General features: G+C 32.9%; 27 protein-coding genes. 14 read left to right on the plus strand and 13 right to left on the minus strand.

The features are described 5' to 3' along the window. Positions 1-87 precede the first annotated feature (87 nt). The 3 genes from G6042_RS11195 (at position 88) to G6042_RS11205 (ending at position 4114) form a co-directional block, all read left to right on the plus strand. Entirely contained in the window at positions 88-933 is an 846-nt protein-coding gene (locus G6042_RS11195; protein WP_169524522.1) for a class I SAM-dependent methyltransferase, read from the plus strand. A gap of 243 nt (positions 934-1176) precedes the next feature. Then, positions 1177-1752 (plus strand): OmpH family outer membrane protein, encoded by a 576-nt coding sequence (locus tag G6042_RS11200; RefSeq protein WP_169524523.1) that lies wholly within the window; start codon positions 1177-1179, stop codon positions 1750-1752. A 103-nt stretch (positions 1753-1855) separates the two neighbouring features. Then, on the plus strand, positions 1856-4114 hold the full coding sequence (locus G6042_RS11205; RefSeq protein ID WP_169524524.1) for a helix-turn-helix domain-containing protein: 2259 nt from the start codon (positions 1856-1858) through the stop codon (positions 4112-4114). On the opposite strand, the gene G6042_RS11210 is transcribed toward G6042_RS11205, so the two are convergent. The 4 genes from G6042_RS11210 to G6042_RS11225 form a co-directional block, all read right to left on the minus strand. After that, positions 4115-4462: a HepT-like ribonuclease domain-containing protein gene (locus G6042_RS11210; RefSeq protein ID WP_169524525.1), complete on the minus strand. Its 348-nt coding sequence runs from the start codon at positions 4460-4462 to the stop codon at positions 4115-4117. Next, positions 4452-4745, minus strand: coding sequence for a nucleotidyltransferase family protein (locus G6042_RS11215; RefSeq protein ID WP_169524526.1), 294 nt, complete (start codon positions 4743-4745; stop codon positions 4452-4454). The genes G6042_RS11210 and G6042_RS11215 overlap by 11 nt, the downstream gene beginning before the upstream one ends. 66 nt (positions 4746-4811) lie before the next feature. Then, positions 4812-5195 (minus strand): DoxX family protein, encoded by a 384-nt coding sequence (locus G6042_RS11220; protein ID WP_169524527.1) that lies wholly within the window; start codon positions 5193-5195, stop codon positions 4812-4814. Positions 5196-5199: 4 nt separating this feature from the next. After that, complete coding sequence (locus G6042_RS11225) at positions 5200-6348, minus strand: DNA polymerase III subunit (protein WP_169524730.1); 1149 nt, start codon at positions 6346-6348, stop codon at positions 5200-5202. 214 nt (positions 6349-6562) lie between these two features. On the opposite strand from G6042_RS11225, the gene G6042_RS11230 reads away from it, so the two are divergent. From G6042_RS11230 to G6042_RS11250, 5 genes are all read left to right on the plus strand, one after another. Then, positions 6563-7750, plus strand: a complete 1188-nt coding sequence (locus tag G6042_RS11230) for a phosphoglycerate kinase (protein WP_169524528.1) — start codon at positions 6563-6565, stop codon at positions 7748-7750. An 88-nt stretch (positions 7751-7838) separates the two neighbouring features. Beyond that, entirely contained in the window at positions 7839-10118 is a 2280-nt protein-coding gene (locus G6042_RS11235) for a LysM peptidoglycan-binding domain-containing protein (RefSeq protein WP_169524529.1), read from the plus strand. 40 nt (positions 10119-10158) lie between these two features. Continuing rightward, a complete protein-coding gene (locus G6042_RS11240) occupies positions 10159-11130 on the plus strand; it encodes a DUF4837 family protein (RefSeq protein WP_169524530.1) in 972 nt (323 codons plus the stop codon). A gap of 5 nt (positions 11131-11135) precedes the next feature. Beyond that, the gene (locus G6042_RS11245) at positions 11136-11582 is read left to right on the plus strand and encodes a GNAT family N-acetyltransferase (RefSeq protein WP_169524531.1); all 447 of its coding nucleotides are present in this window, start codon (positions 11136-11138) and stop codon (positions 11580-11582) included. Between the two features lie 89 nt (positions 11583-11671). Beyond that, positions 11672-12562, plus strand: a complete 891-nt coding sequence (locus tag G6042_RS11250) for a Fic family protein (protein WP_169524532.1) — start codon at positions 11672-11674, stop codon at positions 12560-12562. On the opposite strand, the gene G6042_RS11255 is transcribed toward G6042_RS11250, so the two are convergent. The 8 genes from G6042_RS11255 to G6042_RS11290 all read right to left on the minus strand — a co-directional run bounded on the left by G6042_RS11255 (position 12559) and on the right by G6042_RS11290 (position 21497). Further along, positions 12559-13371 carry an OmpA family protein gene (locus tag G6042_RS11255; protein WP_169524533.1) on the minus strand — a complete coding sequence of 271 codons (813 nt, stop codon included), beginning with the start codon at positions 13369-13371 and terminating at the stop codon, positions 12559-12561. The genes G6042_RS11250 and G6042_RS11255 overlap by 4 nt on opposite strands. A gap of 2 nt (positions 13372-13373) precedes the next feature. After that, a complete protein-coding gene (locus tag G6042_RS11260; protein WP_169524534.1) occupies positions 13374-15011 on the minus strand; it encodes a S41 family peptidase in 1638 nt (545 codons plus the stop codon). Between the two features lie 36 nt (positions 15012-15047). Then, a complete protein-coding gene (rnpA, locus tag G6042_RS11265) occupies positions 15048-15440 on the minus strand; it encodes a ribonuclease P protein component (RefSeq protein WP_169524535.1) in 393 nt (130 codons plus the stop codon). 3 nt (positions 15441-15443) lie between these two features. After that, on the minus strand, positions 15444-15854 hold the full coding sequence (locus tag G6042_RS11270; RefSeq protein ID WP_169524536.1) for a hypothetical protein: 411 nt from the start codon (positions 15852-15854) through the stop codon (positions 15444-15446). 49 nt (positions 15855-15903) lie between these two features. Continuing rightward, positions 15904-16797 carry a pirin family protein gene (locus G6042_RS11275; protein WP_169524537.1) on the minus strand — a complete coding sequence of 298 codons (894 nt, stop codon included), beginning with the start codon at positions 16795-16797 and terminating at the stop codon, positions 15904-15906. A gap of 94 nt (positions 16798-16891) precedes the next feature. Beyond that, positions 16892-18751, minus strand: a complete 1860-nt coding sequence (locus G6042_RS11280; RefSeq protein WP_169524538.1) for a M1 family metallopeptidase — start codon at positions 18749-18751, stop codon at positions 16892-16894. A gap of 10 nt (positions 18752-18761) precedes the next feature. Continuing rightward, positions 18762-20345, minus strand: a complete 1584-nt coding sequence (locus G6042_RS11285) for a S8 family peptidase (RefSeq protein ID WP_169524539.1) — start codon at positions 20343-20345, stop codon at positions 18762-18764. Positions 20346-20633: 288 nt separating this feature from the next. After that, positions 20634-21497 (minus strand): MBL fold metallo-hydrolase, encoded by an 864-nt coding sequence (locus G6042_RS11290; protein WP_169524540.1) that lies wholly within the window; start codon positions 21495-21497, stop codon positions 20634-20636. A 142-nt stretch (positions 21498-21639) separates the two neighbouring features. Between G6042_RS11290 and G6042_RS11295 the strand changes: the two genes are divergently transcribed. The 6 genes from G6042_RS11295 (at position 21640) to sufD (ending at position 26142) form a co-directional block, all read left to right on the plus strand. Continuing rightward, entirely contained in the window at positions 21640-21969 is a 330-nt protein-coding gene (locus tag G6042_RS11295; protein WP_133532390.1) for a HesB/IscA family protein, read from the plus strand. A gap of 94 nt (positions 21970-22063) precedes the next feature. Continuing rightward, positions 22064-23512, plus strand: coding sequence for a Fe-S cluster assembly protein SufB (sufB, locus tag G6042_RS11300; protein ID WP_169524541.1), 1449 nt, complete (start codon positions 22064-22066; stop codon positions 23510-23512). Between the two features lie 14 nt (positions 23513-23526). Then, positions 23527-23730, plus strand: a complete 204-nt coding sequence (locus tag G6042_RS11305; RefSeq protein WP_169524542.1) for a DUF2683 family protein — start codon at positions 23527-23529, stop codon at positions 23728-23730. Beyond that, positions 23721-23993, plus strand: a complete 273-nt coding sequence (locus G6042_RS11310) for a Txe/YoeB family addiction module toxin (protein ID WP_169524543.1) — start codon at positions 23721-23723, stop codon at positions 23991-23993. The genes G6042_RS11305 and G6042_RS11310 overlap by 10 nt, the downstream gene beginning before the upstream one ends. A 13-nt stretch (positions 23994-24006) precedes the next feature. Continuing rightward, positions 24007-24756 carry a Fe-S cluster assembly ATPase SufC gene (gene sufC / locus G6042_RS11315; protein WP_169524544.1) on the plus strand — a complete coding sequence of 250 codons (750 nt, stop codon included), beginning with the start codon at positions 24007-24009 and terminating at the stop codon, positions 24754-24756. 69 nt (positions 24757-24825) lie between these two features. Further along, complete coding sequence (sufD, locus tag G6042_RS11320) at positions 24826-26142, plus strand: Fe-S cluster assembly protein SufD (RefSeq protein ID WP_169524545.1); 1317 nt, start codon at positions 24826-24828, stop codon at positions 26140-26142. 137 nt (positions 26143-26279) lie between these two features. On the opposite strand, the gene G6042_RS11325 is transcribed toward sufD, so the two are convergent. Next, on the minus strand, positions 26280-26714 hold the full coding sequence (locus tag G6042_RS11325; protein ID WP_169524546.1) for a type II toxin-antitoxin system death-on-curing family toxin: 435 nt from the start codon (positions 26712-26714) through the stop codon (positions 26280-26282).

A 26714-nucleotide genomic window follows, 5' to 3' on the forward strand; every position in this document is an offset into this window, starting at 1 on the left:
TTATATCTAATATTTAAAATCTAATATCTAATATTACCTTGTTCCACGTGAAACTAACCTTGTCAAGTCCTATAAATAAAGAGATTTATGAGTTTTCAAAATAACATTTTTTACAATAAAGTAGTAGATCATTCCGTATCAAAAGAAGTTTTTGATTTGCATCACAATCCCGAATTTGATATGCTAATTACGTTTCCTAAACCAAGTTTGGAAAAATTACCAAGCTATTACGAAAGCGATGATTATATTTCGCATACTGACGGAAAACGTTCGCTTTTTGAAAAAATGTATCATTTTATTAAAGGAATTGCGTTAAAAAACAAGTTGAAATTAATCAATTCACAAGGTGTAAAAGGAAAGCTTCTCGATATTGGTGCTGGAACAGGAGATTTTTTAGCGGTAGCAAAAAGTGATGGATGGCAAACTGTCGGCATTGAGCCAAGTGCAAAAGCCAAAGAAATTGCCATAAAAAAAGGAGTAAACTTCGCTCAGGATTTAGCTTCGCTTGAAAGCAATTCATTTGATATTATTACAATGTGGCACGTTTTGGAACACGTACCAAATTTAGAAGAATACATTTCGGAACTAAAAAGATTGATAAAACCATCTGGAACAATAATTATAGCTGTACCAAATTTCAAATCCTATGATGCAAAATATTACGGTGAATTTTGGGCAGCTTTTGACGTGCCGAGACATTTGTGGCATTTTTCAAAAACAGCAATTCAAAAATTATTTGCCAAAGAAAATTTAAAATTAGTTGAAGTTTTACCGATGAAATTTGACAGTTTTTATGTTAGCTTACTTTCTGAAAAATACAAAAATGGAAAAATGAATTTCCTTAAAGCTTTTTGGATAGGTTTCAAATCAAATCAGTATGGAAACCGTAAAAAAGAGTACTCTTCACATATTTATGTGATAAAAAGTGAATAAAAGCTTGGTTTTTTGCGTTCTCAAACTAAGTTATAAACTTGTACCAAAGAAAATTAAACCTCGCTCAAATCGCTTTATTTGAAGTCGATTTTGATAATTAATTATTATGATTGTTTAAAAAACTATAAATATTGCTAATACATGAAAAATCACTACTTTTTTTATTCGTTGGAATACTTAAAGTTTATTTTTTTACTTTTGAGCCCAAGAACTAAAAAACGAATTACAATTAATAAATTATACATGAAAAAAACAGTTATTCTTTTTGCATTGGCTATTTCAATTTTGTCATGCAACAAAACATCAGAAACAAAAGAGTTTAAAACAGCTTATATCGATACCGCTAAATTGATGGAAGAAAGTACAGAAGCTAAAGATATCGAAGCAAAATACAAAGACAAATCTAAAGTAATGGGAAATCAACTAGAGGTTGAAGTGGCTAGATGGAAATCGGATGCAGCTAATTTCCAAAAAAATGCACAAGCAAACGGAATGGCTTGGGCACAACAAAAAGGTGCTGAATTACAAAAAAGAGAGCAAGAATTATCTTACGCACAAGAAGCAATGTTACGTCAATTACAACAAGAAAGTGGCGTTGAACTTGACTCTGTTATCAAGACATACAAAAACACCATCAAAGAATATGGTAAAGAAAAAGGTTATGACTATATCTATGGAACAGGTGAAACTGCAACCGTTTTGTATGCAAAAGATAGCTATGATATTACCAAAGATATTATCAAAATTGTAAACGATAAATATAAATCATCGGCTAAAAAAGAAGAAAAAACTGAAGATAAAGCTGAAGCAAAAAAATAATTTGATTTATTACAAATCGATAAAACGTCTTCATTTTTGAAGGCGTTTTTTGTTTGTATATTGAATAACAATCACTTATATTTGTTTTTCTAAACTATAAGCCATGGAATTTATCTCAGCCGAAGCAAAATATGTTTTGCAATTCATCAACCAAACCAATCGTTCCGTTTTTCTAACTGGAAAAGCTGGAACCGGAAAAACCACGCTTCTCAAAGAAATTATCCAAACAACGCATAAAAATTGTGTCGTTGTGGCACCAACCGGAATTGCGGCGTTAAATGCTGGTGGCGTTACTATTCATTCGATGTTTCAGTTGCCGTTTGGTGGATTTCTTCCCGATAATTCGGTGGCACAATTCAATGAAAATTCTAAGTTTGAAAGTAGAGCAACGCTTCGAAGACATTTTAGAATGAGTGGCGTGAAAAAAGCGGTAATCCGTAACATGGAATTGCTGATTGTTGACGAAGTCAGTATGTTGCGCTCGGATTTGCTTGATGCAATGGATTTCATGTTGCAATCGGTTCGAAAACGAAACCAACCTTTCGGTGGCGTTCAAGTACTTTTTATTGGCGACTTGCTTCAACTTCCGCCAGTAATTCGCGATGATGAATGGCGTGTTTTACGAAATTATTACACCGGAAAATTCTTTTTTCATGCGCATGTGGTACAGCAAAATCCGCCGTTATATATTGAATTATCTAAGATTTTTAGACAAACTGACGATCGATTTATTTCGGTGTTGAATAATCTCAGAAACAATACAATTAGTCAAAATGATATTTCAATTTTAAACGAATTTGTCAAACCAAATTTCGATTTAAAAGCAAATAAAGGTTACATCACTTTAACAACGCATAATGCCAAAGCCGATACGATAAACCAAAAATCGCTCGAAGATTTAGAAGGAAATTCGAGGTTTTACAAAGCTGAAGTTACAGATGATTTTCCCGATAAAATTTATCCGATTGAAGAAAAATTGGAACTCAAAGTCGGAGCTCAAGTCATGTTCATAAAAAATGATTTGTCTTTTGAAAAAAAATTCTTCAACGGAAAAATGGGAATTATCCAATCGCTTTCCGAAAGGGAAATTTGGGTACATTTTCCGGATGAAAATAAGTCGATTGAAGTGGAAAAATACGAATGGCAAAACATTCGATACACCGTAAACGAAAACACCAAGGAAATCGAAGAAGAAGTTTTAGGAACTTTTGTGCATTATCCAATCAAATTGGCTTGGGCAATTACCGTTCATAAAAGTCAAGGTTTAACTTTTGACAAAGCTGCGCTCGATGTTTCGCAAGTTTTTCTTCCCGGACAAGCCTATGTTGCGCTTTCGCGTTTGCGTTCGTTAAACGGCTTAATTTTGCTTTCTCCGTTGCAAATGAATGGCATTTCGAACGATCAAGATGTCATGAACTATTCCGAAAATAAAGCATCAACTGAATTTTTGGAAAATACGTTGCAAAAAGACACCAAAGATTTTATACTTAACTTTTTGATTTCCAGTTTCGATTGGACTGATTTGTCTCAAGAATGGCGAAATCATCGATTTACGTACAATGAAAAATCGGAGATTTCAGAAAAATCCAAGCATGCTATTTGGGCTAAAAAATGCGCGGACGAAATGGAAAAACTGATTGATCCGTCACAAAAATTCATTCTTCAACTGCGAAAATTATTTGCTGAAAACCCTGATTTACAGTTTGTAAACGAGCGAATTCAAGCAGCGTTCAATTATTTTTTGTTGCCAATGGATAATTTGGTTTATGAAATTCTTTTTAAACTCGAAGAAGTAAAACGCATCAAAAAAGTAAAAGCATATTATGACGAATTATTGGTTTTGGAAGAATTGCAAATCAAAGCCGTTTTACGATTGATGAAAGCTAAATTGATGATTGAAATTTTGGTTAAAGGCGAAACTATTTCCAAAGAAAAATTGTCTTCGGATGAAATAAAATACTACCGAATTAACAAAATGGAAACCGTTACTCAGGAATTCAAAAAAGTGAAAATTACACTGATAGATGACGAAGAAGATATTGACCGTTATGCTAAAAAAGAAAAAAAGAAAGAACCTAAAAAATCAACAATTCAGGAAACTTTTGAACTTTGGCAACAACAACTTTCCGTTGCAGAAATTGCGGCTATCAGAAAATTGACTGTGCAAACCATCGGCGGACATTTGGCAAAATTAATCGAAGCAAAATCCATCAAAATTTCTGAAGTTTTACCCGAAGATAAAATCATAGAATTAGCCGAAGCTTTCAAAGGTTTTGAAGGAAATTCGGTTACGGAATTAAAAGAAAAATATGGTGAAAAATTCTCTTGGGATGAATTGAAAATGTTTAAAGCGAGTTTGTAGTTATTCTAATTTTGAAATTATCTGTAAAATTTTTTCTTTAAGGTTAGGAAGATTAATTTTTATGACATTCCAAATGGTAATATCATCAATTCCAAAATATTCGTGAACTACAAGATTTCTTAAACCAATTATTCTCGCCCAAGGTATATCGGTATTATTTTGAAGTAATTGTTCTGATAATCGGTTGCTTGCTTCACCAATAATTTCTAGTTGACGTAAAGTTGCATTAAACATCATCGAATTTTTAACAAAATCGTCTAATGACACATTTTCTGTATAAATTTCAATTTCATTTATCGCATCGATGATATGAAATAATCGAACTTTATCTCCTAATCTATCTAGCATAAATTAGTTTTTTTTCTTTGTCTAAAATGGGTTTTATATATTTTGAAATTCCACGAGCAGAAACTAAATCTACTTTTTTAGACAATAGGTTTTGTAAGTCAATTTGCATTTGAATAAACTCTAAACCAATTGGTTGAGAATAATCTAATTCAACCAATAAATCAATATCACTATTTTCATTTTCATCACCACGAACATAAGAACCAAAAAGATATGCTTTCAAAACAGGTTGTTTTGAAAAAAAATCCTTTATAATATTAATTTGATTATTGCTTAGTTTCATTGATTTCTAAAAGAATAGAGTAAAAGTAAAAAAATATTTTCAAAAAATTGATTTTGGAGCAGTAATTTAACTCAACCAATACACTGCTAAAACTGCCGGAACAAAATAAATAGCAATCGTTCTTGCTCCATCATAATCTTTGGCTAATCGTTGACCAAGAAGTAAAAATATCAAGGTAATACAAGAAATAACGGCACCATAAAAACCAAAAGTTTTTCCACCGTTAATGAATAATTCTGCGCAACCTGATAAAGACAAAATTCCTGCTGCAAGTTCTAAAATCAAGATGATTCCCAGAGCTAATGGAACATTGTTTTTCAAAATAGTATTGGCAAAATGACCTTTTAGCCATTCCACATTTCCTTTCCATTCAAAAACTTTATCATAAGCAGATTGGATAAAGGTTACGGCAAGAAATACTAAAACCAAAATGGAAGCTGGATTGTTCATAATCTTAATTTTTATGGATTAAACGGGTTAGTTTTATAGATAAATCAGTGAGAATAATTTTGGCATTTCCGTTTCTTTCAATGTGATAAATAGCGTCGGAAAGTGCTTCAAAAATCTCGGTAATATTTTCGCCAGTGACAAACGGAGCAAATTTATCAAAAGTAAAATTTTCAACTTTTGGTTCAAGATAAACCAAGTTTTTTGCTTCATAATTTTGTAACAACGCTTGTCGAAACATCGTGATACAAAAATTTAAAAACTGTTTTTGACTTTCTCTTCCAATGCCAGCAATCGTCTCGCTCCAGGAAAGCAATCCGTTGATAGCTGCAGCATTTCCTTTGGCACGAAAAGCAGTTCGAACCCAATCTACAAACCATTCTTCAAAAGGCAATTCATCTTCATCGGATTGTAAAAGATGCAAAGCATTATTGAAATTTCCTTGTGATTGATGCGCGATTTTTTGTGCCAAATTGTGTTCCAAATTCAAAGAAGACATCAATTTTTCGGCAATTACTTTTTCTGACAAAGCCGGAAAATGAACTACTTGACAACGCGAACGAATGGTTTGAATAATATCTTCTTCGTCTTCGGAAATTAATAGAAAAAGTGTTTTTTCTGGCGGTTCTTCTAATAATTTCAACAATTTGTTTGACGCAGCAATATTCATTTTTTCTGCCATCCAAACAATCATGATTTTATAACCGCCTTCGTAGGATTTCAATGCCAATGATTTTAAAATATCCTGTGCATCATCAACGCGAATTTCGCCTTGTTTGTTTTTTACGCCAAGATGTTTGTACCAATCAAATAAACTTCCGTAAGGATTTTTTAATACAAATTCTCGCCATTCGGCAATAAAATCAGCACTTTTTGGTTTCGATTTTACATCATCATTCGTCACATTTGGATAAATAAAATGCAAATCGGGATGCGAAAGATTTTGAAATTTCAGATTACAACTTTCGTTTCCACCCGAATTTTCGTTTCCTAAATTTTGGCATAAAACAAATTGAGCATAAGCAATTGCCATCGCTAAAGTTCCGCTTCCTTCTGGACCAACAAAAAGTTGCGCATGAGGAATTCGTCCTTCCAAAGCGCTTTTGGTCAGATGGTTTTTGATATAATCTTGTCCTAAAATTTCAGAAAACTGCATAAAGCAAATATAAGTCAAAAACTGGATTAGTATAAATATTCCTAAAACTGATTTTGTCAAATGGATTTTATTTTTTTTAAATCATTTTCAATGAATTGATACTAAAAGATTTATAACTTAATTTTTTCTTAAAAACCATCGATAAACACACAAAAAATAACGATAAAATTTAATTTTGTTATATTTGCAATGATTCCTAAAAATGTCACAATCAATGAAAACAATCCAAGATTTCGATTTCAAAAACAAAAAAGCCATTATCAGAGTTGATTTTAATGTTCCTTTAGATGAAAATTTTAATGTAACCGATGCCAATAGAATTGAAGCTGCAAAGCCAACTATTGATAAAATTTTAGCCGATGGTGGAAGCGTAATTTTGATGTCACATCTTGGAAGACCAAAAGGGAAAGAAGATAAATATTCACTTCGTCATATTGTAGAAACAACAGCGCAAGTTTTAGAAACTGCTGTAACTTTTGTTGACGATTGCCGTGGACAAGTTGCTCAAAATGCAGTTAAAAATATCCAAAGCGGTGATGTTTTACTTCTTGAAAATCTTCGTTTTTATGCCGAAGAAGAAGCTGGCGATGTTGAATTTGCCAAAGAATTAGCTTCGCTAGGCGATATTTATGTAAACGATGCTTTTGGAACAGCTCACAGAGCGCATGCTTCAACAACCATAATTGCTCAGTTTTTTCCAAACGATAAATGTTTTGGCACACTTTTAGCCAAAGAAATTGAAAGTTTAAATCGAGTATTGAATAATTCAGTAAAACCTGTAACAGCAGTTCTTGGCGGTTCAAAAGTTTCGTCAAAAATTACGGTTATCGAAAATATTTTAGACAAAGTAGATCACATGATTATTGGTGGCGGAATGACATTTACTTTTATCAAAGCGTTGGGCGGAAATGTTGGCGATTCAATTTGTGAAAATGATAAATTGGATTTAGCATTGGAAATTTTGTCAAAAGCCAAAGCAAAAAATGTTCAAATTCACATTCCAGTTGATGTGGTTGCAGCTGATGCTTTTTCAAATGATGCTAATACACAAATAGTTGACGTTCGCGAAATTCCTGATGGATGGCAAGGTTTAGATGCTGGACCAAAATCGTTAGAAAATTTTAAAGAAGTAATTTTGAAAAGCAAAACTATTCTTTGGAACGGACCATTAGGCGTTTTTGAAATGGATAATTTCGCCAAAGGAACAATTGCACTTGGTGATTTTATTGCTGAATCTACTGAAAACGGAGCATTTTCTCTTGTTGGCGGTGGCGATTCGGTTGCTGCTGTGAAACAATTCGGTTTTGAGGACAAAATGAGTTACGTTTCCACTGGTGGCGGAGCAATGCTGGAAATGCTAGAAGGAAGAGTTTTACCAGGAATTGCAGCTATTTTGGAATAAATCTTTTGCTAATACAATAAATTACAATTATTTACGTTAGTAAACTTATACAAACAAAAAACAAACGAAACTTTAATAAAATAAAGTTATGATTTTAAAAAAAATAACATCACTTGCAGTAATCTTTGTTTCTGCGGCAACTTTTGCTCAAGACACGATTATTCCTGCTAAAATTGAAAAAGTTCCATTAACGAAAAGGCAATATCTAGATTCAATCAAAGCTACTTTTGTACAAGACAACTTGGCTTTGTGCATCGACAGTATGTGGATGAAAGAATTAGCGAGTTTGGATTTGTACAACGAATTGACATTGGATATCAAAAATATCAATGTCGATGAAAAGGTTGATTATGAATTACCTACAGAATTATTGAAAGAAAGATTGAAAAAACTTGACGAAAAATCTCCTTTCAATATTGAGTACAACCAAGGATTGGAAAACGTAATCAAATCGTTTTTGAAGAATAGAAAAAGAGCTTTTGAACGCTTGATGGGAATTTCTCAATTCTATTTTCCACTGTTTGAAGAATCGTTAGCAGCACAAAATATTCCGTTGGAAATTAAATATTTGGCTGTTGTAGAATCGGCATTAAATCCAAGAGCAGTTTCTAAAGCTGGCGCAACAGGTTTATGGCAATTTATGTACCAAACCGGAAAACAATATGGCTTGAAAATCGATACTTATGTTGACGAAAGAAGCGATCCAATGAAAGCTAGTAAAGCGGCAACGCAGTATATGAAAAACATGTATAGCATTTTTGGCGATTGGGATTTGGTTTTAGCGTCATACAATACTGGACCAGGAAATGTGGCTAAAGCCATTCGTCGTTCGGGCGGAAAACAAAATTATTGGAATATTCGACCATATTTACACAAAGAAACGCAAGGTTATGTTCCAGCTTTCTTAGCTACGATGTATATTTTTGAATATCACAAAGAACACGGAATTGTTCCTCATAAACCAGTTGCGAATCATTTTGCAACCGATACAGTTCAAGTAAAAAGAGCTTTATCGTTTAAGCAAATTGCTGATTTATTGGATGTTTCGGTGGCAGAATTACAATTTTTAAATCCTTCGTATAAAAGAGAAGTTGTTCCATCAATTACTGGAAACGACTACTATTTGAGATTGCCTTTGGATAAAATTGCACTTTTTGCTTCTAACGAAGAAAAAATTTATGCTTATGCTAATTACGAAGAAAGTTTAAGAGAGAAACCATTTGATTCAAGATTTGCTTCAGCAGTTGCTTCAAGTGATTCAACTACAAAATTGAAATATCACAAAGTTAGACGCGGCGATAGTTTGGGCGAAATCTCAGATAAATATGGTGTTACCGTTGCGCAGTTGAAAAAATGGAACAGGTTAAAAAGTAATTCGGCACCATTAGGCAGAAATCTAAAAGTGTATACGAAACAAGCCATTCCTCAAGAAAATACAGCTGTTGCTGAAACTAAAGTTGCTAAACCAAAAGCCGATACAACTTCGGTTAAAGAAGCATTAGCGTCAAATTCTGCTAAAGTTTTCAAAGAAGAAAAAATAGTTACTTATAAAGATGTTACCAAAACTCACAAAGTGAAAAAAGGTGAAAATCTTGGAGAAATTGCAAACAAATATGATGTTTCTGTTGCCGAAGTAAAAAAATGGAACAAGCTGAAAAGCAATAACATTATGCTTGGTGCAAATCTAAAAATCGTTAAAAACGAACGTGTTGTTACAACCGTTAGAAAAGAAGTTAAACAACCAAAAATTGTTGAAACCGTTGAAAATGATGCGATTGCTTCTAACTCAACTAACGAAGATGCAAAACAAAATCCAAGTGATTATTATGAAGTTCAAAAAGGTGATAACCTTTATTACATCGCTAAGAAATTCAATGTTAGCATCGAAGATTTAAAGAAATGGAACAACATTGAAGACGGAAACGTTCGTTTGGGTTCAAAATTGGCTTTAATGAATTTGAATACAGATGAAAACGAACCAGTTGTTGCTGAAGTAAAAACAGAAACAAAAATCGTTGAATATGTTGTAAAAGCCGGTGACAATCTTGGAAACATTGCAAAAAAATATAACGCAGCAGTTTCTGATTTAAAAGATTGGAATAATCTTGAAGATAACAACATAAAAGTGGGCGAAAAATTAGTGGTTTCTAAAAAACTTTTTGCTGTAAATGATGCAAAACCAAGTAAAAAAGAAACTTTTGCCAACAACGAAAAAGAAAAAGTAAAACATTACTACGTGAAAAAAGGCGATTCGCTTTTTAGCATTGCCAAAAAACATCCTGGCGTAACGGTTGCCGACATTAAAAAATGGAACGGAATCAACAGCGAAAGCTTAAAACCAGGTATGAAACTTAAAATTAGCGGTTAATCCGAAAATGTTCTATAAATTTGGGTTTTATTTCATAAAAATGAATAAAACCCTTTTTTTATTTCTATTGGTTTCTGTTTTGGTTTCTTGTCAAAAGAAAACCGATACACTCAACCAAGAAAATGCTAGCGATATCAATACCATTTCGGTGATTATCGATGATCAACTATGGAATTCAGAAGTTGGCGATAGTATTAGAAATAAGTTTGCTTCACCCGTTCTTGGATTGCCACAAGAAGAACCGCTTTTTACCATAAAACAGTTTCCGTTAAAACTTTTTGAAGGATTTTCTACTGGAAGCCGAAACATGATAATCGTTAAGAAAAACGATAAAAATTTGTTTCAAATCAAAGCAAACGAATTTGCCGAAACCCAAAATTCTTTTCATATTTCGGGGAAATCAACCAATGAAATTCTTTTTCTGTTAGAAAAACATTTCGCCGAAATTATCAAGCGAATGAGAGAAACAGAAATTAAAGCCAATCAATTGATTCTTTCTGATTCACTTCAAAATACTGATAAAATCAAAAAAAAATTCAATGTTGATTTGTCTATTCCAATCGAATATGACTACGTTAGAAGAAGAAAAAATTTCATTTGGCTCAAAAAAGAAATTACCAGCGGCAACACGAGTATTTTAATTTATCAAATTCCATACAACAGTATTCGCGATAAAAATGCGGTAAACGATATTGTAAAAGTGAGAGATTCAATAGGAAAATTGTACATTCATGCTAAAAATAACAATGCAAAAATGATGACGGAAGAAGCCTATTTTCCTTATTTTTCAAAAATTAAATGGAACGAATATGACGTTTATGAAACCAAAGGAACTTGGGAAATGAACAATGATTTCATGTCTGGACCATTTGTAAATTATGCTATAAAAGACAAAGCCAACAATAGAATTTTAGTTCTTGAAGGATTTTGTTATGCACCATCAAAAGAAAAACGCGATTTAATGTTTGAATTAGAATCAATCATAAAAACCATCCGAATTCCCAAAAAATAAAAACCATGTTGCTAGAATGGAAAACAAAGCGATTTGAGACACTTTCTTCGCTTGAACTATATGAATTGTTAAAGCTGCGTAGCGAAGTCTTTGTCGTGGAGCAAAACTGCGTTTATCTCGATATTGACGGCAAAGATGAGAAAGCATTACATCTTCTTGGAACGTTTGAAGGCAAAATTGTGGCGTATGCACGATTGTTTAAACCAAATGATTATTTTGCCGAAGCATCAATTGGAAGAGTTGTAACGCATCCCGATTTTAGAGAGCGAAAAATTGGTCATATCTTGATGCGAGAAGCTGTTGAAAGCATCCGAATTTATTTTGGTGAAAGCAAAATCACCATTTCGGCGCAATTGTATCTGAAAAAATTCTACGAAAGTCATGGTTTTATTCAAACCAGCGAAATGTATTTAGAAGACGATATTCCGCATATTGAGATGAAAAGAAGTTAAAAATTTTAGTTTTTTGCCGTTATCGGCAACAAAATTGCTAAATTTGTCGTTTTCAAAATCATTTTTTGCCGATAATTAATTTTTAGCACATGAAGTTTGTTTCCGTTAGTCAATTTGCCAAAGAAAGAAATTTATCCGAAAGAACCGTTCGACACTATTGTGCTACTGGAAAAATTGAAGGTGCATTTCTTACCGGAAAAACGTGGAATATTCCTGGAGATTTTGAATTTCAGAAAAAAAAGACCAATCAAAAAACGAATCAAAACCAGTTGCTTCATTTCTTGAAAGAACAAAAAGAAATGAATCTGAAAGGCGGAATTTATCACAGAACTCAAATCGATTTAACGTATAATTCCAATCGAATTGAAGGAAGTAAATTAAGTCATGAACAAACGCGGTTTATTTTTGAAACAAATACTATTGGTTTAACCAAAGAAACAGTAAATGTTGATGATATTATCGAAACGTTAAACCATTTTAAATGTATCGATTTAATTATTGACAAAGCAAATACTAAACTTACTGAATCAATAATAAAAGAATTGCATTTTTTGTTAAAATCGGGAACTTCAGATAGTAGAAAATCTTGGTTTAATGTAGGCGAATATAAAAAACTGCCTAACGAAGTTGGAGGAAATGAAACGGTTTCTCCAAAAGAAGTTACACAAAAAATGAAGCAATTGCTTGTAAATTATAATAAGATTGAGCAAAAAACAATTAATGATATTGTTGAATTTCACTATAATTTTGAAATTATTCACCCTTTTCAAGATGGAAATGGCCGAGTTGGACGTTTAATTATGTTTAAAGAATGCTTAGCAAATAATATTGTTCCTTTTATAATTGATGAGGAATTGAAGTTTTACTACTATCGCGGATTGCAAGAATGGAACAACGCAAAAGAATATTTGACAGAAACTTGTTTAACGGCTCAAGATAATTATAAATTGATTTTGCAATATTTTGAAATTGATTTTTAAATCTTCGTAATCACCAATTCAACTCTTCTATCATATTCCGCACCTTTTCCTAGCGGAACCGTATTTCCATAACCTTTGAAAGTCATTCGGTTTTTTGGAATTTTTTTAAATGCTAAATATTTAAAAACAGATTCAGCTCTGTTGGTTGAAAGTGCTCTTTTTCGAGTTTCTTTATCAATCGCTTCTTTTTGATATGGTGGCGTACAACAAACGTGACCTTGAATTTCAAAATGAAGGTTTTTGTATTTATGCAAAAGCTTAGCAACTTTATCCAATTCGGTTTTAGCCTTGAAGGTTAATTTACTACTTCCGCGGTCAAAAAGAATGTTATCTAGGTAAATATGATCGCCAACGATATGATTTTTTTGAATGGAATTATAAAAACCCGGAATTTCAATTTTTGGCAACGGTTTTAAATTGATAACAATATCAACACGACGATTTTTAGAGCGTTTTTCGGGAAGATTTTCAACAATATCATCGTCAATAAGAATTCTGCCTTTTCCTTCAATAGTAACGATAATTTTGTTTTTAATACCGCTTTCAATCATTTTTGTTTGAATAACAGAAGCTCTTTTTGTTGATAATTTAAAATTATAAGCTTCTTTTCCAACATCATCTGTATATCCAAAAATTTCGATGGATTCAATTCTAGTAGAGTCGGTTTTTTTTATGAAAGAAATAAGTTCTTCTCCTTGTTTTTCACTTATGGTTGATTTATCAAAATCAAAATATACCGAATGAACTGCTTCTTCCTGAGCGTGAAGAAATCCAAATGTGAATAGCAGTAAAAGTTGTAAAAATCGCATTCTTAAATTTTTAGGATTTTGTTATACTCTGCAATGTTATTGAATAAAGTGACAGCTTTCTTAATTTCGCTGTTGTTTTTTGTGTAATATTGATACAAACCTTCTTTGTATTGGTATCTTTTGATGATTTCGTCTAGCAGTAAATTCTTAATTTCTTTACTGTTTTTATCAATTAAGCTTTCTTCACTTTTTTGCAAAGCAGTTAAAAGGTTTTGATATTCAGTGGCAATACTAGCATCGATTTTTTCTTTTTTGGCTTTTTCTAAAGTAGTTTTCAGTGCCAATTCAGTTTCGGTATCAAAACTAATTTTTTCTTTTTTGATGAAAGTTTTAAAATCAGCAATATCGGTATCAGTCAATGCAGGGATTTTATTTCCAAGCGCCGGATTTTTGTAATAATAATTGGTTACATAATTAAAAATCGCATCGTTTTTTTGCAAAGCTTCGGCAATCGAACTTAGTTTTGTTTCTTCCAATTCTACATCGGGTAAAATTCCGCCACCATCATAAACGGTTCTTCCGTTTCGGGTTTTGAATGCGTTAAAATTTTTCTCGTCGGTTTTAGTTGCTTTTCCGTTTTTGTCTTTTTTGCTGTAATTCAAGGCTTGAATGCATCTTCCCGATGGTGTGTAATATCTTGAAATCGTAACTTTTACTTGCGTTCCATACGTTAAATCAAACGGACGTTGCACCAATCCTTTTCCAAAACTTCTGCTGCCAACAACAACTGCTCGGTCTAAATCTTGTAACGCGCCGGCAACAATTTCTGAAGCCGAAGCACTTTTCCCATCTACAATTACCACAATTGGAATTTGAGTGTCAATCGGTTCGCGAGTAGTTTTATAGGTATTGTTATGTTTCTCGTTTTTGGATTTTGTGGTTACAATAACTTCGCCTTTTGGCACAAATAAATTACAAATATTTACGGCTTCGTGAAGTAAACCACCAGGATTTCCGCGGAGATCAAGAATGATTTGAGTTGCGCCTTCATTTTTTAGTTTTTCAAGAGCTTCTTTAGTTTCGGAAGTTGCTTTTTTATTGAATTGAGATAAAACGATATAACCCGTTTTTTCGTCAATTTTTCCAAAAAAAGGAACGGCTTTAATTTCTACTTCGTCCAATGTTATTTGGGTTGACATTGGTTTTCCCTGACGCAGGTATTTAACATCGATTTTGGTGTTTTTTGCACCTTTCATCAACTGCGAAGCATCGTCTTTGAAATCAGAAAGCAACACATCGCCAATTTGGGTAATTTCGTCACCAGCTTTCAGTCCAGCTTTGTCGGCAGGAAATCCTTTGTATGGTTCTTTGATGATAAGTTTGTCTTCTTTCCTGGTAATCATAGCACCAATTCCAGTATATTCGCCAGTATTGTTTATTTTGAATTTGATTACGTCTTGTTCGTTGAAATAATTGGTGTATGGATCAATATCGGCTAGCATGCTTTTAACCGCTTTATCCATTAATTCGGACGGATTGGTTTCGTCAACATAGTTTTGGTTAACGGTTTTAAAAATGCTGGTGAAAATCTCTATTTGTTTGGCAATTTCAAAAAAATCTTCTTTGAAACTTACTCCAACAAAGAAAAATCCGCTCAAAAGAACGGTGATGATATGTCGTTTTTTAATTTTTGAAAACATGAAAATGTATTTTATAAATGCTTATTTCTAACGAAATTAGTTATTCTCTTCTTCTTTTTTTCTTAATGAAAGTACAAATTTTTCAAAAAGCTGAATCGTTTTTTCGTTGATTTCCTGATAACTTAGTCTTTCTTTGGTTTGATAGAAAAACATTAGGCAATATTTTTGGTCTAAATTTTCAATCAAAATGTGTTTGTTTAATCGATAACATTCGCGAAGAATACGCTTAAAATAGTTTCGGTCAACGGCTTTTTTGAAATATTTTTTGGAAACCGAAACTCCCATTTTTAGTGGAACATCATCTTCAAAATTATCTTGAATAAAAACCAATCGCAACGGATATTTTCCAACCGATTTTCCTTCGGTAAAAAGAGAATCTATCGTTTTTTTACTCTTTAGTTTTTCATTTTTTGGATATTTAAAATCCATTTTTTAGTCATTGTATATGTTGTAAACAAATTTTACTTCGTTGTAATTGATGTAAAACTGCATTCGGTTATTTTCTTTTTTCTTAGTGATAATGAGGATTTGACATTTGGAAAATTTGTTATCCATACATTCAAAAGGAACAATGTTTACCTCATCATTATCAATAATTTCGCCGTAAGATTTAATTTTAAAAGATTGTACTTCTTGCGAATTTATAGTAATTGTATTTTTCTTAGCATCCAGCGTAATTAAGACATTAGCATTTACAAAATCAGACCATTCATTCCAACTGCCGTTTGCTTTTTTATCAGTAAAACTGACACTGCTGGTTTTAAAACGAATAGGTTGCGAATAGCTTTTTTGAACAGTAAAGCTAAATAGTAAAAACAAAGAAAGAAGTTTAAGGTATTTCATAATAGAGAAAATATTTGTGGTAAATCTACAAATTCTATTCCAAATGTTGTTAAATCGGTCTTTTATCGATTAAATAATCTGGAAGCGGAACAAATTTAGTTTCATTGGCAACTTTTGGAAAACGTTGATGGATCCAATCTTGTTTTGCCTGCTCAATTCTATCCCGACTTGAACTAACAAAATTCCAAAAAATAAAACGTTGTTCTTCAAAAGGTTCGCCGCCAAAAATGTAAACTGTGGTGTTTTCTTCCATTTCAAAATGACAGAGCTTTGCATCTTTTGCAATTAAAATTTGTTTTGATTCATAACGATGATTGTCATCAATTATTGCGCCTTCTAAAATATATAAAGCGCTTTCGCCATATAGAAAATCGCCAATTTTTAGAATGGTTTTTTGCTTACTTTTTATTTCCAAGAAATAGAGTTTGCTATGAACAGGAACGGGAGATTTTTTGTTAAAAGCTTCGCCGGCAATTAGTTTAATGTCACATTCGTTTTCTTTCCATGATGGAATATCTTTGGCTTCAATATGATAAAAAGAAGGTTCCATTTCTTCCAAATGTTTTGGCAAAGCAACCCAAATTTGTAATCCGTGAAGAGATTTTTCGGTAGTTCGAAGATATTCAGGAGTTCGTTCAGAATGGGTAACGCCTTTTCCTGCCGTCATCCAATTTACAGCGCCAGGTTGAATTTCAATTTCAGAACCAATGCTATCGCGATGCATAATTGCGCCTTCAAACAAATAGGTTAAAGTTGATAAGCCAATATGCGGATGAACATCTACATCGAGATTTTGATAATCTTTGAGTTTCGCTGGTCCCATGTGGTCAATAAATACAAATGGTCCAACAGAACGTTTTTGTTTAAACAGAAGCAATCGTCCAACCATAAAATTTCCAATATCTGCAGCTCTTTCTTCTATGATAAGTCCAACATTTGACATAATTTCCTGTTTTTTGAATGAATGCTAAATTACATAAAAAAATCCGCAAAAGAGTTCATCAGTTGCGGATTGTATTTTTTGGAAAATGGAAATTTTATTTCACTTCCAATGTATTATTTTCTGGTTTCACATCGGCTAGAAAACCACTTGGATCAATAGTTATTTTTTTAACGGATGATTGATTTGAAATAGGAAAACTATACGATGGTTGCGCCCAAGTCCAATCTTTTAAAACGGTTCGTTTGATGTTAGCATTTGGATTTTCTTTCACGAAATGCATCATTTGTAATGGTATGTAAAAACTTTCTTTGGAACCATCGGTATATTCTACTAAAATATCTATCGGCATTGGCATTCTTCCTATTCTTTCTAGTGTAATTGTATTATTTTCAAACGATTTTATGGCATAATCAATCGTGTTTGTGGTTTTTGTCCAATCGGTTAAATACCAATCGAGTTGCGCTCCCGAAACACGTTCAGCAGTTCGTTTTATATCATTTGGCGTTGGATGTTTAAATTTGAATTCAGAATAATAGCGTTTTAGCGTTTTCATTGTGTTTTCTTTACCAATTAAATAGATTAACTGAGTTAAAAACAATTCGCCTTTGCTGTAAGAACCAACACTGTAGCTTTTATTCTCGTCAAATCGGTCGGAATGGGTTGTTAATGGTTGTTCTTTTCCCGAATTAGCCAAGGCAATATAACCTTTATACGAACTTAAAAATGGATTTTCTACTTTCTTCACTGAAAGTTCATTTACAGCTAAATCTTCTATAAAAGAGGCAAATCCTTCGTCCATCCATCCGTGTTTACTTTCGTTAGAAGCCAGAACGTGTTGAAACCAAGAATGACCCATTTCATGAGCAATTAGTCCAACAAAACCGTCTAATTTTCCTTCGCCTAAAACTAAAGTACACATGGCATATTCCATTCCGCCGTCGCCACCTTGTATCACAGAATATTGCTTGTAAGGATAATTTCCAACATAGGAGTTGAAATAATCCATAATTTTTGAAGTTAACGGTTGTGCTTTTTTCCAAACATCAAAAATTTTCGGATTGTTTTTGTATAAAAAATGTAGTGTTACACCATCAGAACGAACGAGTTTATCGTGAATATATTCTTTATCGGCTGCCCAAGCAAAATCGTGAACATTTGGCGCAATAAAATGCCAGGTTAACGATGGATTATTTGGGTTTTTGGTCACTTTTTTTCCTTTATCTTCATAGCCAAAACCAACTTCGTTGTTGTTTTTAATGTTTCCTGTTCCACCAAGAATATAGGCTGCGTCTATGGTAATTTTTACATCATAATTTCCCCAAACACCATGAAATTCTCTGCCCAAATAAGGCGATGTATTCCAACCTTCAAAATCAAATTCGCACATTTTCGGATACCATTGTGTCATAGAAAATTCAACACCTTCGCTATTATTTCTTCCCGAACGGCGAATTTGAACTGGAACTTGACCATCAAAATCAAGTGTGAAAGTTGTTTTTTTACCGGGTAAAATTGGTTTTGAAAGTGTAACTTCTAATATTGTTCCAACTTCTTTTGTAGCAGAAATTTTTCCGTCTTGCTTAAAATTGGAAATTTTTAAATACCCAATTTCATTCGGTTTTAAGTTGGCAATTCTACTTTCTTTAACTTCTTTTCCGTCTTCGGTTTTTGTTTTAGTAACCATTCTTGCATCGGGATCGACAATGTTTTGGTTTCTAAAATCCATTTCGCTTCCCGGTTGAAAAGCGTTGTTAAACAAGTGATAAAAGACTTTTTTTAGTGTATCGTTGGAATTATTAGTATAAACTAACGTTTGTTTTCCTTTGTATTGATAGTTTTTTGTGTCAACCGAAACTTCCATTTTGTAATCGGCTTTTTGTTGCCAGTAACCTTTATTTTGTGCATTACAAAAAAGTGTTCCGATAAGTAAACTAAGTGCAAAGGGTAATCTCATTTTAAATTTTTTATGTTTTTATTTTCTTCTCCAATGTTGGCTGTTTGGATATTTCTTCTGCCATTTTTAAAGCATTGTAAGCATTCACTATTTTTCCCGAAACTGATGCTTCGGAGAAATTTCTTTTTTCGCCATTTTCGCCAACATTTACAACCATATCAATTGGTGTTCCTGATTGCATGATGATTTCTTTTACCTGCGAAGCTTTTAAATTTGGGTAATGCGAACGAATTAAAGCCGCAACTCCAGCTGCATTTGGCGAAGCCATTGATGTTCCTTGCAAGTATTTATATTTTCCGTTAGGCAAAGTGGCGTAAATTTTAACTCCAGGCGCAAAAATATCTACGTTTTTGGTTCCGTAATTAGAAAAATCAGCGATAATTTTTTCGCCATATTCATAGTTTAAGGCACCAATTTGTAGAAAATTTGAAACAATTTCAGTGTTTTTGTCTTTAGAATCTGTTGGGAAATTTGGCTCAACATCAATATCTTTTCCGTCATTTCCAGCAGCGTGAACAAAGAGAACATCTTTACTTTCGGCATATTTTAATGCTTCCCAAACCCATTCGGCATGAGGCGAGAAATCTTTACCAAAACTTCCATTAATGACTTTTGCACCGTTATCAACTGCATATCGAATGGCTAGAGCAATGTCTTTGTCATATTCGTCGCCATTTGGAACAGCACGAATAGCCATGATTTCTACATTATCGGCAACGCCATCGCCACCAATATTGTTGTTTCTTTTTTGGGCAATAATTCCAGCAACATGCGTTCCGTGTTCGGTGTTTTCTTTATTTGAACCATAAACTTTGTTGTTTCCATATTTTCTGTCGTTGAAATCTTCAGGATTGTCGCCAACTACTTTTCTGCCATCAAAATCTTTGTTTAGTTTGTAGTTTAAATTACCATAAACATGGTCTTTAAAAGATTTTAATTCTTCTCTGAATTTTTCGCCAACATCAGCGGCATAAGACAACAACATCATTTTGCTTTGGTACAATTTATATTTTACCGAAGCTACATTTTTTAATTCTTCTAGGGTATAATCGTCTTTTTTTAGTTCTTCGCGAATGGTTTTATCAGCTTCATACAACATATCAACAGGTTGTTTGTAGCTCATCATTTTTTTGTATTCTGCAGTATGATCGGCTAATGCTTTTTTATACGTTTCTGAACCATCATCGCCTTTTTTCAAAATTCTAGTCATTTCTAGCGTTTCATCATAAGAATCGCCAAGAAAATTCCAACCGTGAATATCATCAACATAGCCGTTTTTATCGTCGTCTTTTTTGTTGTTGGCAATTTCTTTTGGGTTGGTCCAAATTGCACCTTTCAAATCGGGATGATCAATATCAACTCCTGAATCGATTACGGCAACGATAATTTTTGCTCCTTTTTTGTCTTTTAAAAGCTCTGAATATGCTTTGTCAACACTCATTCCTGGAATTGAATCCTTTTCTAAATCGAGATGACTCCAGCGTTGAAGCTCGTTTTCGGTTAAAGGAATCTTTTTTGTGTATCGAGAAGTTGTATCTTGAGCAACTGCTGATATCGAAAAAGTAGCAATAAGTGAATAAAATAAGACTTTCATTTTTCTAAAAATTTATTGAATGGTTGTAAAAATAATTTCTTTTCCATCAACAAATAAAAGCATTAACAATTTTTTAGTATCAAAATTGAGAATTCATCAAAAATAACACAAAGCTAGAATATGAAATAATTTAACACTTTTGATTTTAACGAATTTTAGAAATGTTATTTTCTGATTTTTTAGCAGAAGTGTTGCTGTTTAAAAGGGTTTTACCAACATAAAGTATATAAATCCAAGCTTTTGTAAGCAAGGATTTATCTCAGTTGTAGTATAATTGTAATAGTAAATTTAGACAGAAATTACATCCTGAATTTCAAATCGTTCTTTTAATCGAACACCTTTTTCGGTCATTTCTACCGTAATAATCGGATTGTGTGCATCGTGTTCAAGCCAAAGAAAATAATTGTTTTCGGCTGCGGAAGTCAAAAATTTTGATTTTTCGGGCATTGTCAATAAAGGTCGCGTGTCATAACCCATAACGTATGGCAAAGGTAAATGTCCAGCCGTTGGAATTAAATCAGCGCAAAAAACAATCGTTTTGTCTTGATATTGAATATGTGGAATCATCATTTTTTCGGTATGACCATCAACGTAATAAATTCCGAAATTCATTTCTTCCGAAAAATTAAAATCATCATTTGGTCTTTTGATAAAATTCAATTGACCGCTTTCTTGCATTGGCAAAATATTTTCAGATAAAAAGGATGCTTTTTCGCGATTATTAGGTTTCGTTGCCCATTCCCAATGATTGTCATTGGTCCAAAATTTCGCATTTTTGAAAGCTACTTCATAATCAGTTTTGTTGGCGTTCCAATTTACACTTCCGCCACAATGGTCAAAATGCAAATGCGTCATGAAAACATCAGTCACATCATCACGATGAAAACCATATTTAGCCAAAGATTTATCCAGAGAATCATTTCCCCAAAGCGAATAATAACCAAAAAATTTCTCCGATTGTTTGTTTCCCATTCCGGTGTCAATCAATATAAGTCGGTTTCCGTCTTCGATAAGCATGCAACGAGCTGCAATATCAATAAGATTATTTTCGTCTGCTGGATTGGTTTTGTTCCAAATGGTTTTTGGCACAACGCCAAACATCGCTCCGCCGTCAAGCTTGAAATTTCCGGCTTCTATAGGGTAGATTTTCATTTTTTACGATTTTTTACAAATTTACAGAATTAAAAATCAATTTTTTCTATTTCATCATTCGTTATAAAAATGTTAGTTTATGTTGTAAAATAGTCAACATGCAGTATCTTTGCAGTTAATTTAGACAAAATCAAAATAGATTATGATACAAGTTTCTGAATCAGCAAGTAAAAAAATCGTTTCCATGATGGAAGAAGACGGTTTCAATGCTGCTACCGATTATGTTCGTGTTGGCGTAAAAAGTGGCGGTTGCTCAGGTTTGTCATATGAATTAAAATTTGACAAAGAAATAGGAGAAAACGATAAAGTTTTTGAAGATAATAATGTAAAAATAGCCGTTGAAAAAAAATCATTTCTCTATTTAGCAGGAACAATTTTAGAATTTTCTGGCGGATTAAACGGAAAGGGATTTGTTTTTAACAACCCAAATGCGAGTAGAACTTGCGGTTGTGGAGAAAGTTTTTCTTTATAAAAATCTAAAAAATTTAATTATTTAAACCATTAAGAAATTAAGTTGCATTAAGTCTTAATCTCCATTATTTTCTTAATGGTTTTAAACAAATAAAATGGCAAAATATACTGAAGACGACTTAAAAGTCGAATTAGAAAATAAAGAATACGAATATGGATTCTACACCGAACTCGAATCGGAAACGTTTCCTATTGGATTAAACGAAGACATTGTTCGTGCGATTTCAAAGAAAAAAGAAGAACCACAATGGATGACCGATTGGCGAATTGAAGCCTTTCGCGCTTGGCAAGAAATGGTTGAACCAGAATGGGCAAATGTTCAGTATGAAAAACCAGATTTTCAAGCGATTTCCTATTATTCTGCACCCAAAAAAGCCGATCCAAACAAAACTCTTGACGATGTTGATCCTGAACTTTTGGCAATGTACAAAAAACTCGGAATTTCTATCGATGAGCAAAAGAAAATGAACAATATCGCTATGGATATTGTAGTCGATTCGGTTTCGGTGGCAACGACATTCAAGAAAACTTTGGCGGAAAAAGGAATTATTTTCATGAGTATTTCCGAAGCCATTCGCGAATATCCAGATTTGGTTCAGAAATATTTAGGAACGGTTGTGCCTCAAAAAGATAATTTTTATGCTGCTTTGAACTCAGCAGTTTTCTCCGATGGAAGTTTCTGTTATATTCCAAAAGGAGTTAAATGTCCAATGGAATTATCAACGTATTTCCGTATCAATCAAGCTGGAACAGGACAATTTGAAAGAACACTTCTTATTGCCGACGAAGGTAGTTATGTGTCTTATTTAGAAGGTTGTACAGCGCCAAGTCGTGACGAAAACCAATTGCACGCAGCGGTTGTTGAATTAATTGCAATGGAAAATGCCGAAATTAAATATTCAACGGTACAAAATTGGTATCCAGGAAATAAAGAAGGAAAAGGTGGTGTTTTTAACTTCGTTACCAAAAGAGGAATTTGCGAAAAAAATGCAAAAATCTCGTGGACACAAGTAGAAACAGGTTCGGCAGTAACTTGGAAATATCCTTCAGTAGTTTTGAAAGGCGATAATTCAATAGGTGAATTTTATTCGATTGCTGTGACTAATAATTTCCAGCAAGCCGATACCGGAACGAAGATGATTCATTTAGGTAAAAATACCAAATCGACTATTATTTCCAAAGGAATTTCGGCAGGAAAATCACAAAATAGTTATCGTGGTTTGGTTAGAATTAGCGCCAATGCCAATAATGCTCGAAACTTTTCCCAATGCGATAGTTTGTTGATGGGAAATAATTGTGGTGCGCATACTTTTCCTTACATTGAAAGTAAAAATTCAAGTGCTAAAATCGAACACGAAGCAACGACTTCAAAAATCGGTGAAGATCAAGTATTTTACTGTAATCAACGCGGTATTCCAACCGAAAAAGCTATTGCATTGATTGTGAATGGTTTCAGTAAAGAAGTTTTGAATAAACTACCAATGGAATTTGCTGTTGAAGCACAAAAATTATTAGAAATTTCATTGGAAGGTTCAGTTGGATAATAAAATTAAAAGTTATGGATATAATTTTAAAAAACGTAAAGAAAAAAGATTTTCCAGTGTTAAAATCATTGGCAAAATCGCTTGGTTTTGAAATTGTTGAAAAAGAAAAACCATATAATCCAGAATTTGTAAAAGAAATTTTGGAAGCTGAAAAAAGCATCAAAGAAGGTCGAGGAACCAAAATCACAATGGAAGAATTGAGAGAATTATGCAAATAGAATTTTCGGAAAAAGCTAATGCAGATTTAGATTTTTGGAGAAAGTCTGGAAAGAAAGGAATATTAAATAAAATATTTTCCTTGATTGAAGATATTCAATTGCATCCATTTGAAGGAATTGGAAAACCTGAACCTTTGAAACACCAGCTTTCAGGAAAATGGTCACGAAGAATAAATCAAGAACATCGAATTATTTACCAAGTAACCGAAGAAAATACAATTGAAATATTAGATATTTTGTCATTAAAAGGACATTACGAATAAACAAAACAATAAAATGTTAAAAATTAGCAACTTACACGCTTCAGTAGAAGACAAAGACATATTAAAAGGAATTAATCTTGAGATAAAAGCAGGAGAAGTTCATGCGATTATGGGACCAAATGGTGCCGGAAAATCAACACTTTCATCCATCATTGCAGGAAACGAAAACTATGAAGTTTCGGAAGGTGAAATCTTTTTAGAAGGTGAAGATATTTCAGAATTAGCGCCAGAAGAAAGAGCACACAAAGGTGTTTTCTTATCGTTTCAATATCCAGTAGAAATTCCGGGAGTTTCTGTTACGAATTTCATCAAAACGGCAATAAACGAAAAGAGAAAAGCAAATGGCGAAGAAGAAATGCCGGCAAACGAAATGCTGAAGTTAATTCGCGAGAAATCGGAATTATTAGAAATGGACAGAAAGTTCTTGTCGCGTTCGTTAAACGAAGGTTTTTCGGGTGGAGAAAAGAAACGTAACGAGATTTTCCAAATGGCAATGTTAGAGCCAAAAATCGCCATTCTAGACGAAACGGATTCAGGATTGGATATTGACGCACTTCGTATCGTTGCCAATGGTGTAAATAAACTTAAAAACGAAAACAACGCTGTATTAGTAATAACGCATTACCAACGGTTGTTAGATTATATCATTCCTGATTTTGTTCACGTTTTAATGGATGGAAAAATCGTTAAAACAGGCGGAAAAGAATTAGCTTACGAATTAGAAGAAAAAGGATACGATTGGATAAAAAGTGAATTAGTTTAAAAAGTTATCAGTTGTCTGTTATCGGTTTCGTGCTGACAACAAAAACAACTGACAACCGACAACAAAATTATGGATTTAAAAGAAAAATTAGTATCGTCTTTCATGGCATTTGAAGAGCAAATTGATGTTCATTCAGAGCTTCATGATGTGCGTACTTCGGCTATAAAAAACTTTGAAAATAAAGGTTTCCCAACTAAAAAAGAGGAAGCATGGAAATATACTTCGTTGAACGCCATCTTAAAAAATGACTTCACCGTTTTTCCAAAGCACGAAAATTCAATTGAATTTGCTGAGGTAAAAAAGTATTTCTTACACGAAATTGATACGTATAAAGTGATTTTTGTGGACGGAAAATTCTCTTCGTTTTTATCGTCAACAACGCACGATGGATTGGATGTTTGCTTAATGTCATCAGCATTAACAAAACCAAAATACAAAATCGTAATTGATGAATATTTCAATAAAATTGCCAGCAAAGACGAGACTTTAACCACGTTGAATACCGCTTTTGCTTGCGAAGGTGCATACATCAACATCCCAAAAAGTAAAGTAGTTGAAAAACCAATTGAAATCATTTATTTCTCAACAGGAATTGAAAATGCTTTGATGGTTCAGCCCAGAAATTTGGTAATCGTTGGCGAAAATGCGCATGTTCAAATTATAGAAAGACATCAATCGTTGAATGAAAATCCAGTGTTAACCAATTCGGTAACTGAGATTTTTGCACAAAAACGCGCTATTGTTGATTATTACAAAATTCAAAACGATTTGCAATCGGCAAACTTGATTGATAACACTTATATTTCTCAAAAACAAGAAAGTAGAGTTTCGGTTCACACATTTTCTTTTGGTGGAAACATCACAAGAAACAACCTGAATTTCTATCATTTTGGCGAAAGAATTGACAGCACATTAAAAGGAATTACCATTATTGGCGATAAGCAACACGTTGATCATTACACATTGGTAAATCATGCAACGCCAAATTGTGAAAGCCACCAAAACTATAAAACGATTTTAGCTGATAGCTCAACAGGTGTTTTCAACGGAAAAATATTTGTAGAAAAAGAAGCTCAAAAAACCGATGCTTTTCAGCAAAATAACAACATTTTATTAGGAGATAAAGCAACGATAAATGCAAAACCACAGTTAGAAATTTTCGCCGATGACGTAAAATGTTCACACGGTTGCACGATTGGACAATTAGACGAAAGCGCGATGTTCTATATGCAACAACGCGGAATTCCAAAGAGAGAAGCCAAAGCATTATTGATGTATGCATTTACCAACGAAGTCATCGAAAGCATCAAAATACCTGAATTAAAACAACGAATTACTAAAATTATCGCGATGAAATTAGGCGTCAATTTAGGGTTTGATTTATAAAAATTAGAAGCGAATGGTTTGGGCATTTTTGCCATCCATTTTCCCGCTTTTCGTTATAATAAAAAAGCTTTCCAACACGGAAAGCTTTTTTATTTTCGCTACAATCGGGTCTATTTTAGTGATTGTATTGAGTAAATTTATTGAGATTTAGAAATAATTATCTTAAGCTTTAATTCTTCACTAAAGTCATGCTCATAAAGAATTGAAGTTATTATTTCATGTAGCAAATCTTTATCAATTCTATTATCAGCAACATCTACCGAATAATTTTCCATTTGATCAATAAATCTTGGTATTATAAAACCACAATTGTTTATTTCTAAAAAATAGGCAGTAAGTGCTATCGAAGCTCTCTTGTTTCCATCATTAAAACAGTGATTTTTATTTATTGAGAAAAACAAATGTGTTAATTTATCTTCTAAGTTTGGATAATAAAGGTCATTTTTTATGTGTTCAATAGAACTTTCAATTAATCCTTGATTAATTATACCTAGAATTCCACCAGAATTTATTATTATTTGGTCATGAACAAATATTGCATGTTCAACATTGAAATAAGTATATTCAAACAT

Origin of the sequence: Flavobacterium solisilvae (genome assembly GCF_012911605.1) — a bacterium.
Classification (GTDB): Bacteria; Bacteroidota; Bacteroidia; order Flavobacteriales; family Flavobacteriaceae; genus Flavobacterium; species Flavobacterium solisilvae.

Coding starts and splice junctions, on each gene's coding strand:
- G6042_RS11205 (WP_169524524.1), top strand. CDS start 1,856: ATGGAATTTATCTCAGCCGAAGCAAAATATGTTTTGCAATTCATCAAC.
- G6042_RS11325 (WP_169524546.1), bottom strand. CDS start 26,714: ATGTTTGAATATACTTATTTCAATGTTGAACATGCAATATTTGTTCAT.
- sufC (WP_169524544.1), top strand. CDS start 24,007: ATGTTAAAAATTAGCAACTTACACGCTTCAGTAGAAGACAAAGACATA.
- G6042_RS11225 (WP_169524730.1), bottom strand. CDS start 6,348: ATGCAGTTTTCTGAAATTTTAGGACAAGATTATATCAAAAACCATCTG.
- G6042_RS11220 (WP_169524527.1), bottom strand. CDS start 5,195: ATGAACAATCCAGCTTCCATTTTGGTTTTAGTATTTCTTGCCGTAACC.
- G6042_RS11245 (WP_169524531.1), top strand. CDS start 11,136: ATGTTGCTAGAATGGAAAACAAAGCGATTTGAGACACTTTCTTCGCTT.
- G6042_RS11290 (WP_169524540.1), bottom strand. CDS start 21,497: ATGAAAATCTACCCTATAGAAGCCGGAAATTTCAAGCTTGACGGCGGA.
- G6042_RS11230 (WP_169524528.1), top strand. CDS start 6,563: ATGAAAACAATCCAAGATTTCGATTTCAAAAACAAAAAAGCCATTATC.
- G6042_RS11285 (WP_169524539.1), bottom strand. CDS start 20,345: ATGAAAGTCTTATTTTATTCACTTATTGCTACTTTTTCGATATCAGCA.
- G6042_RS11200 (WP_169524523.1), top strand. CDS start 1,177: ATGAAAAAAACAGTTATTCTTTTTGCATTGGCTATTTCAATTTTGTCA.
- G6042_RS11310 (WP_169524543.1), top strand. CDS start 23,721: ATGCAAATAGAATTTTCGGAAAAAGCTAATGCAGATTTAGATTTTTGG.
- G6042_RS11305 (WP_169524542.1), top strand. CDS start 23,527: ATGGATATAATTTTAAAAAACGTAAAGAAAAAAGATTTTCCAGTGTTA.
- G6042_RS11270 (WP_169524536.1), bottom strand. CDS start 15,854: ATGAAATACCTTAAACTTCTTTCTTTGTTTTTACTATTTAGCTTTACT.
- G6042_RS11250 (WP_169524532.1), top strand. CDS start 11,672: ATGAAGTTTGTTTCCGTTAGTCAATTTGCCAAAGAAAGAAATTTATCC.
- G6042_RS11255 (WP_169524533.1), bottom strand. CDS start 13,371: ATGCGATTTTTACAACTTTTACTGCTATTCACATTTGGATTTCTTCAC.
- sufD (WP_169524545.1), top strand. CDS start 24,826: ATGGATTTAAAAGAAAAATTAGTATCGTCTTTCATGGCATTTGAAGAG.
- G6042_RS11195 (WP_169524522.1), top strand. CDS start 88: ATGAGTTTTCAAAATAACATTTTTTACAATAAAGTAGTAGATCATTCC.
- G6042_RS11295 (WP_133532390.1), top strand. CDS start 21,640: ATGATACAAGTTTCTGAATCAGCAAGTAAAAAAATCGTTTCCATGATG.
- rnpA (WP_169524535.1), bottom strand. CDS start 15,440: ATGGATTTTAAATATCCAAAAAATGAAAAACTAAAGAGTAAAAAAACG.
- G6042_RS11210 (WP_169524525.1), bottom strand. CDS start 4,462: ATGCTAGATAGATTAGGAGATAAAGTTCGATTATTTCATATCATCGAT.
- G6042_RS11240 (WP_169524530.1), top strand. CDS start 10,159: ATGAATAAAACCCTTTTTTTATTTCTATTGGTTTCTGTTTTGGTTTCT.
- G6042_RS11280 (WP_169524538.1), bottom strand. CDS start 18,751: ATGAGATTACCCTTTGCACTTAGTTTACTTATCGGAACACTTTTTTGT.
- sufB (WP_169524541.1), top strand. CDS start 22,064: ATGGCAAAATATACTGAAGACGACTTAAAAGTCGAATTAGAAAATAAA.
- G6042_RS11235 (WP_169524529.1), top strand. CDS start 7,839: ATGATTTTAAAAAAAATAACATCACTTGCAGTAATCTTTGTTTCTGCG.
- G6042_RS11260 (WP_169524534.1), bottom strand. CDS start 15,011: ATGTTTTCAAAAATTAAAAAACGACATATCATCACCGTTCTTTTGAGC.
- G6042_RS11215 (WP_169524526.1), bottom strand. CDS start 4,745: ATGAAACTAAGCAATAATCAAATTAATATTATAAAGGATTTTTTTTCA.
- G6042_RS11275 (WP_169524537.1), bottom strand. CDS start 16,797: ATGTCAAATGTTGGACTTATCATAGAAGAAAGAGCTGCAGATATTGGA.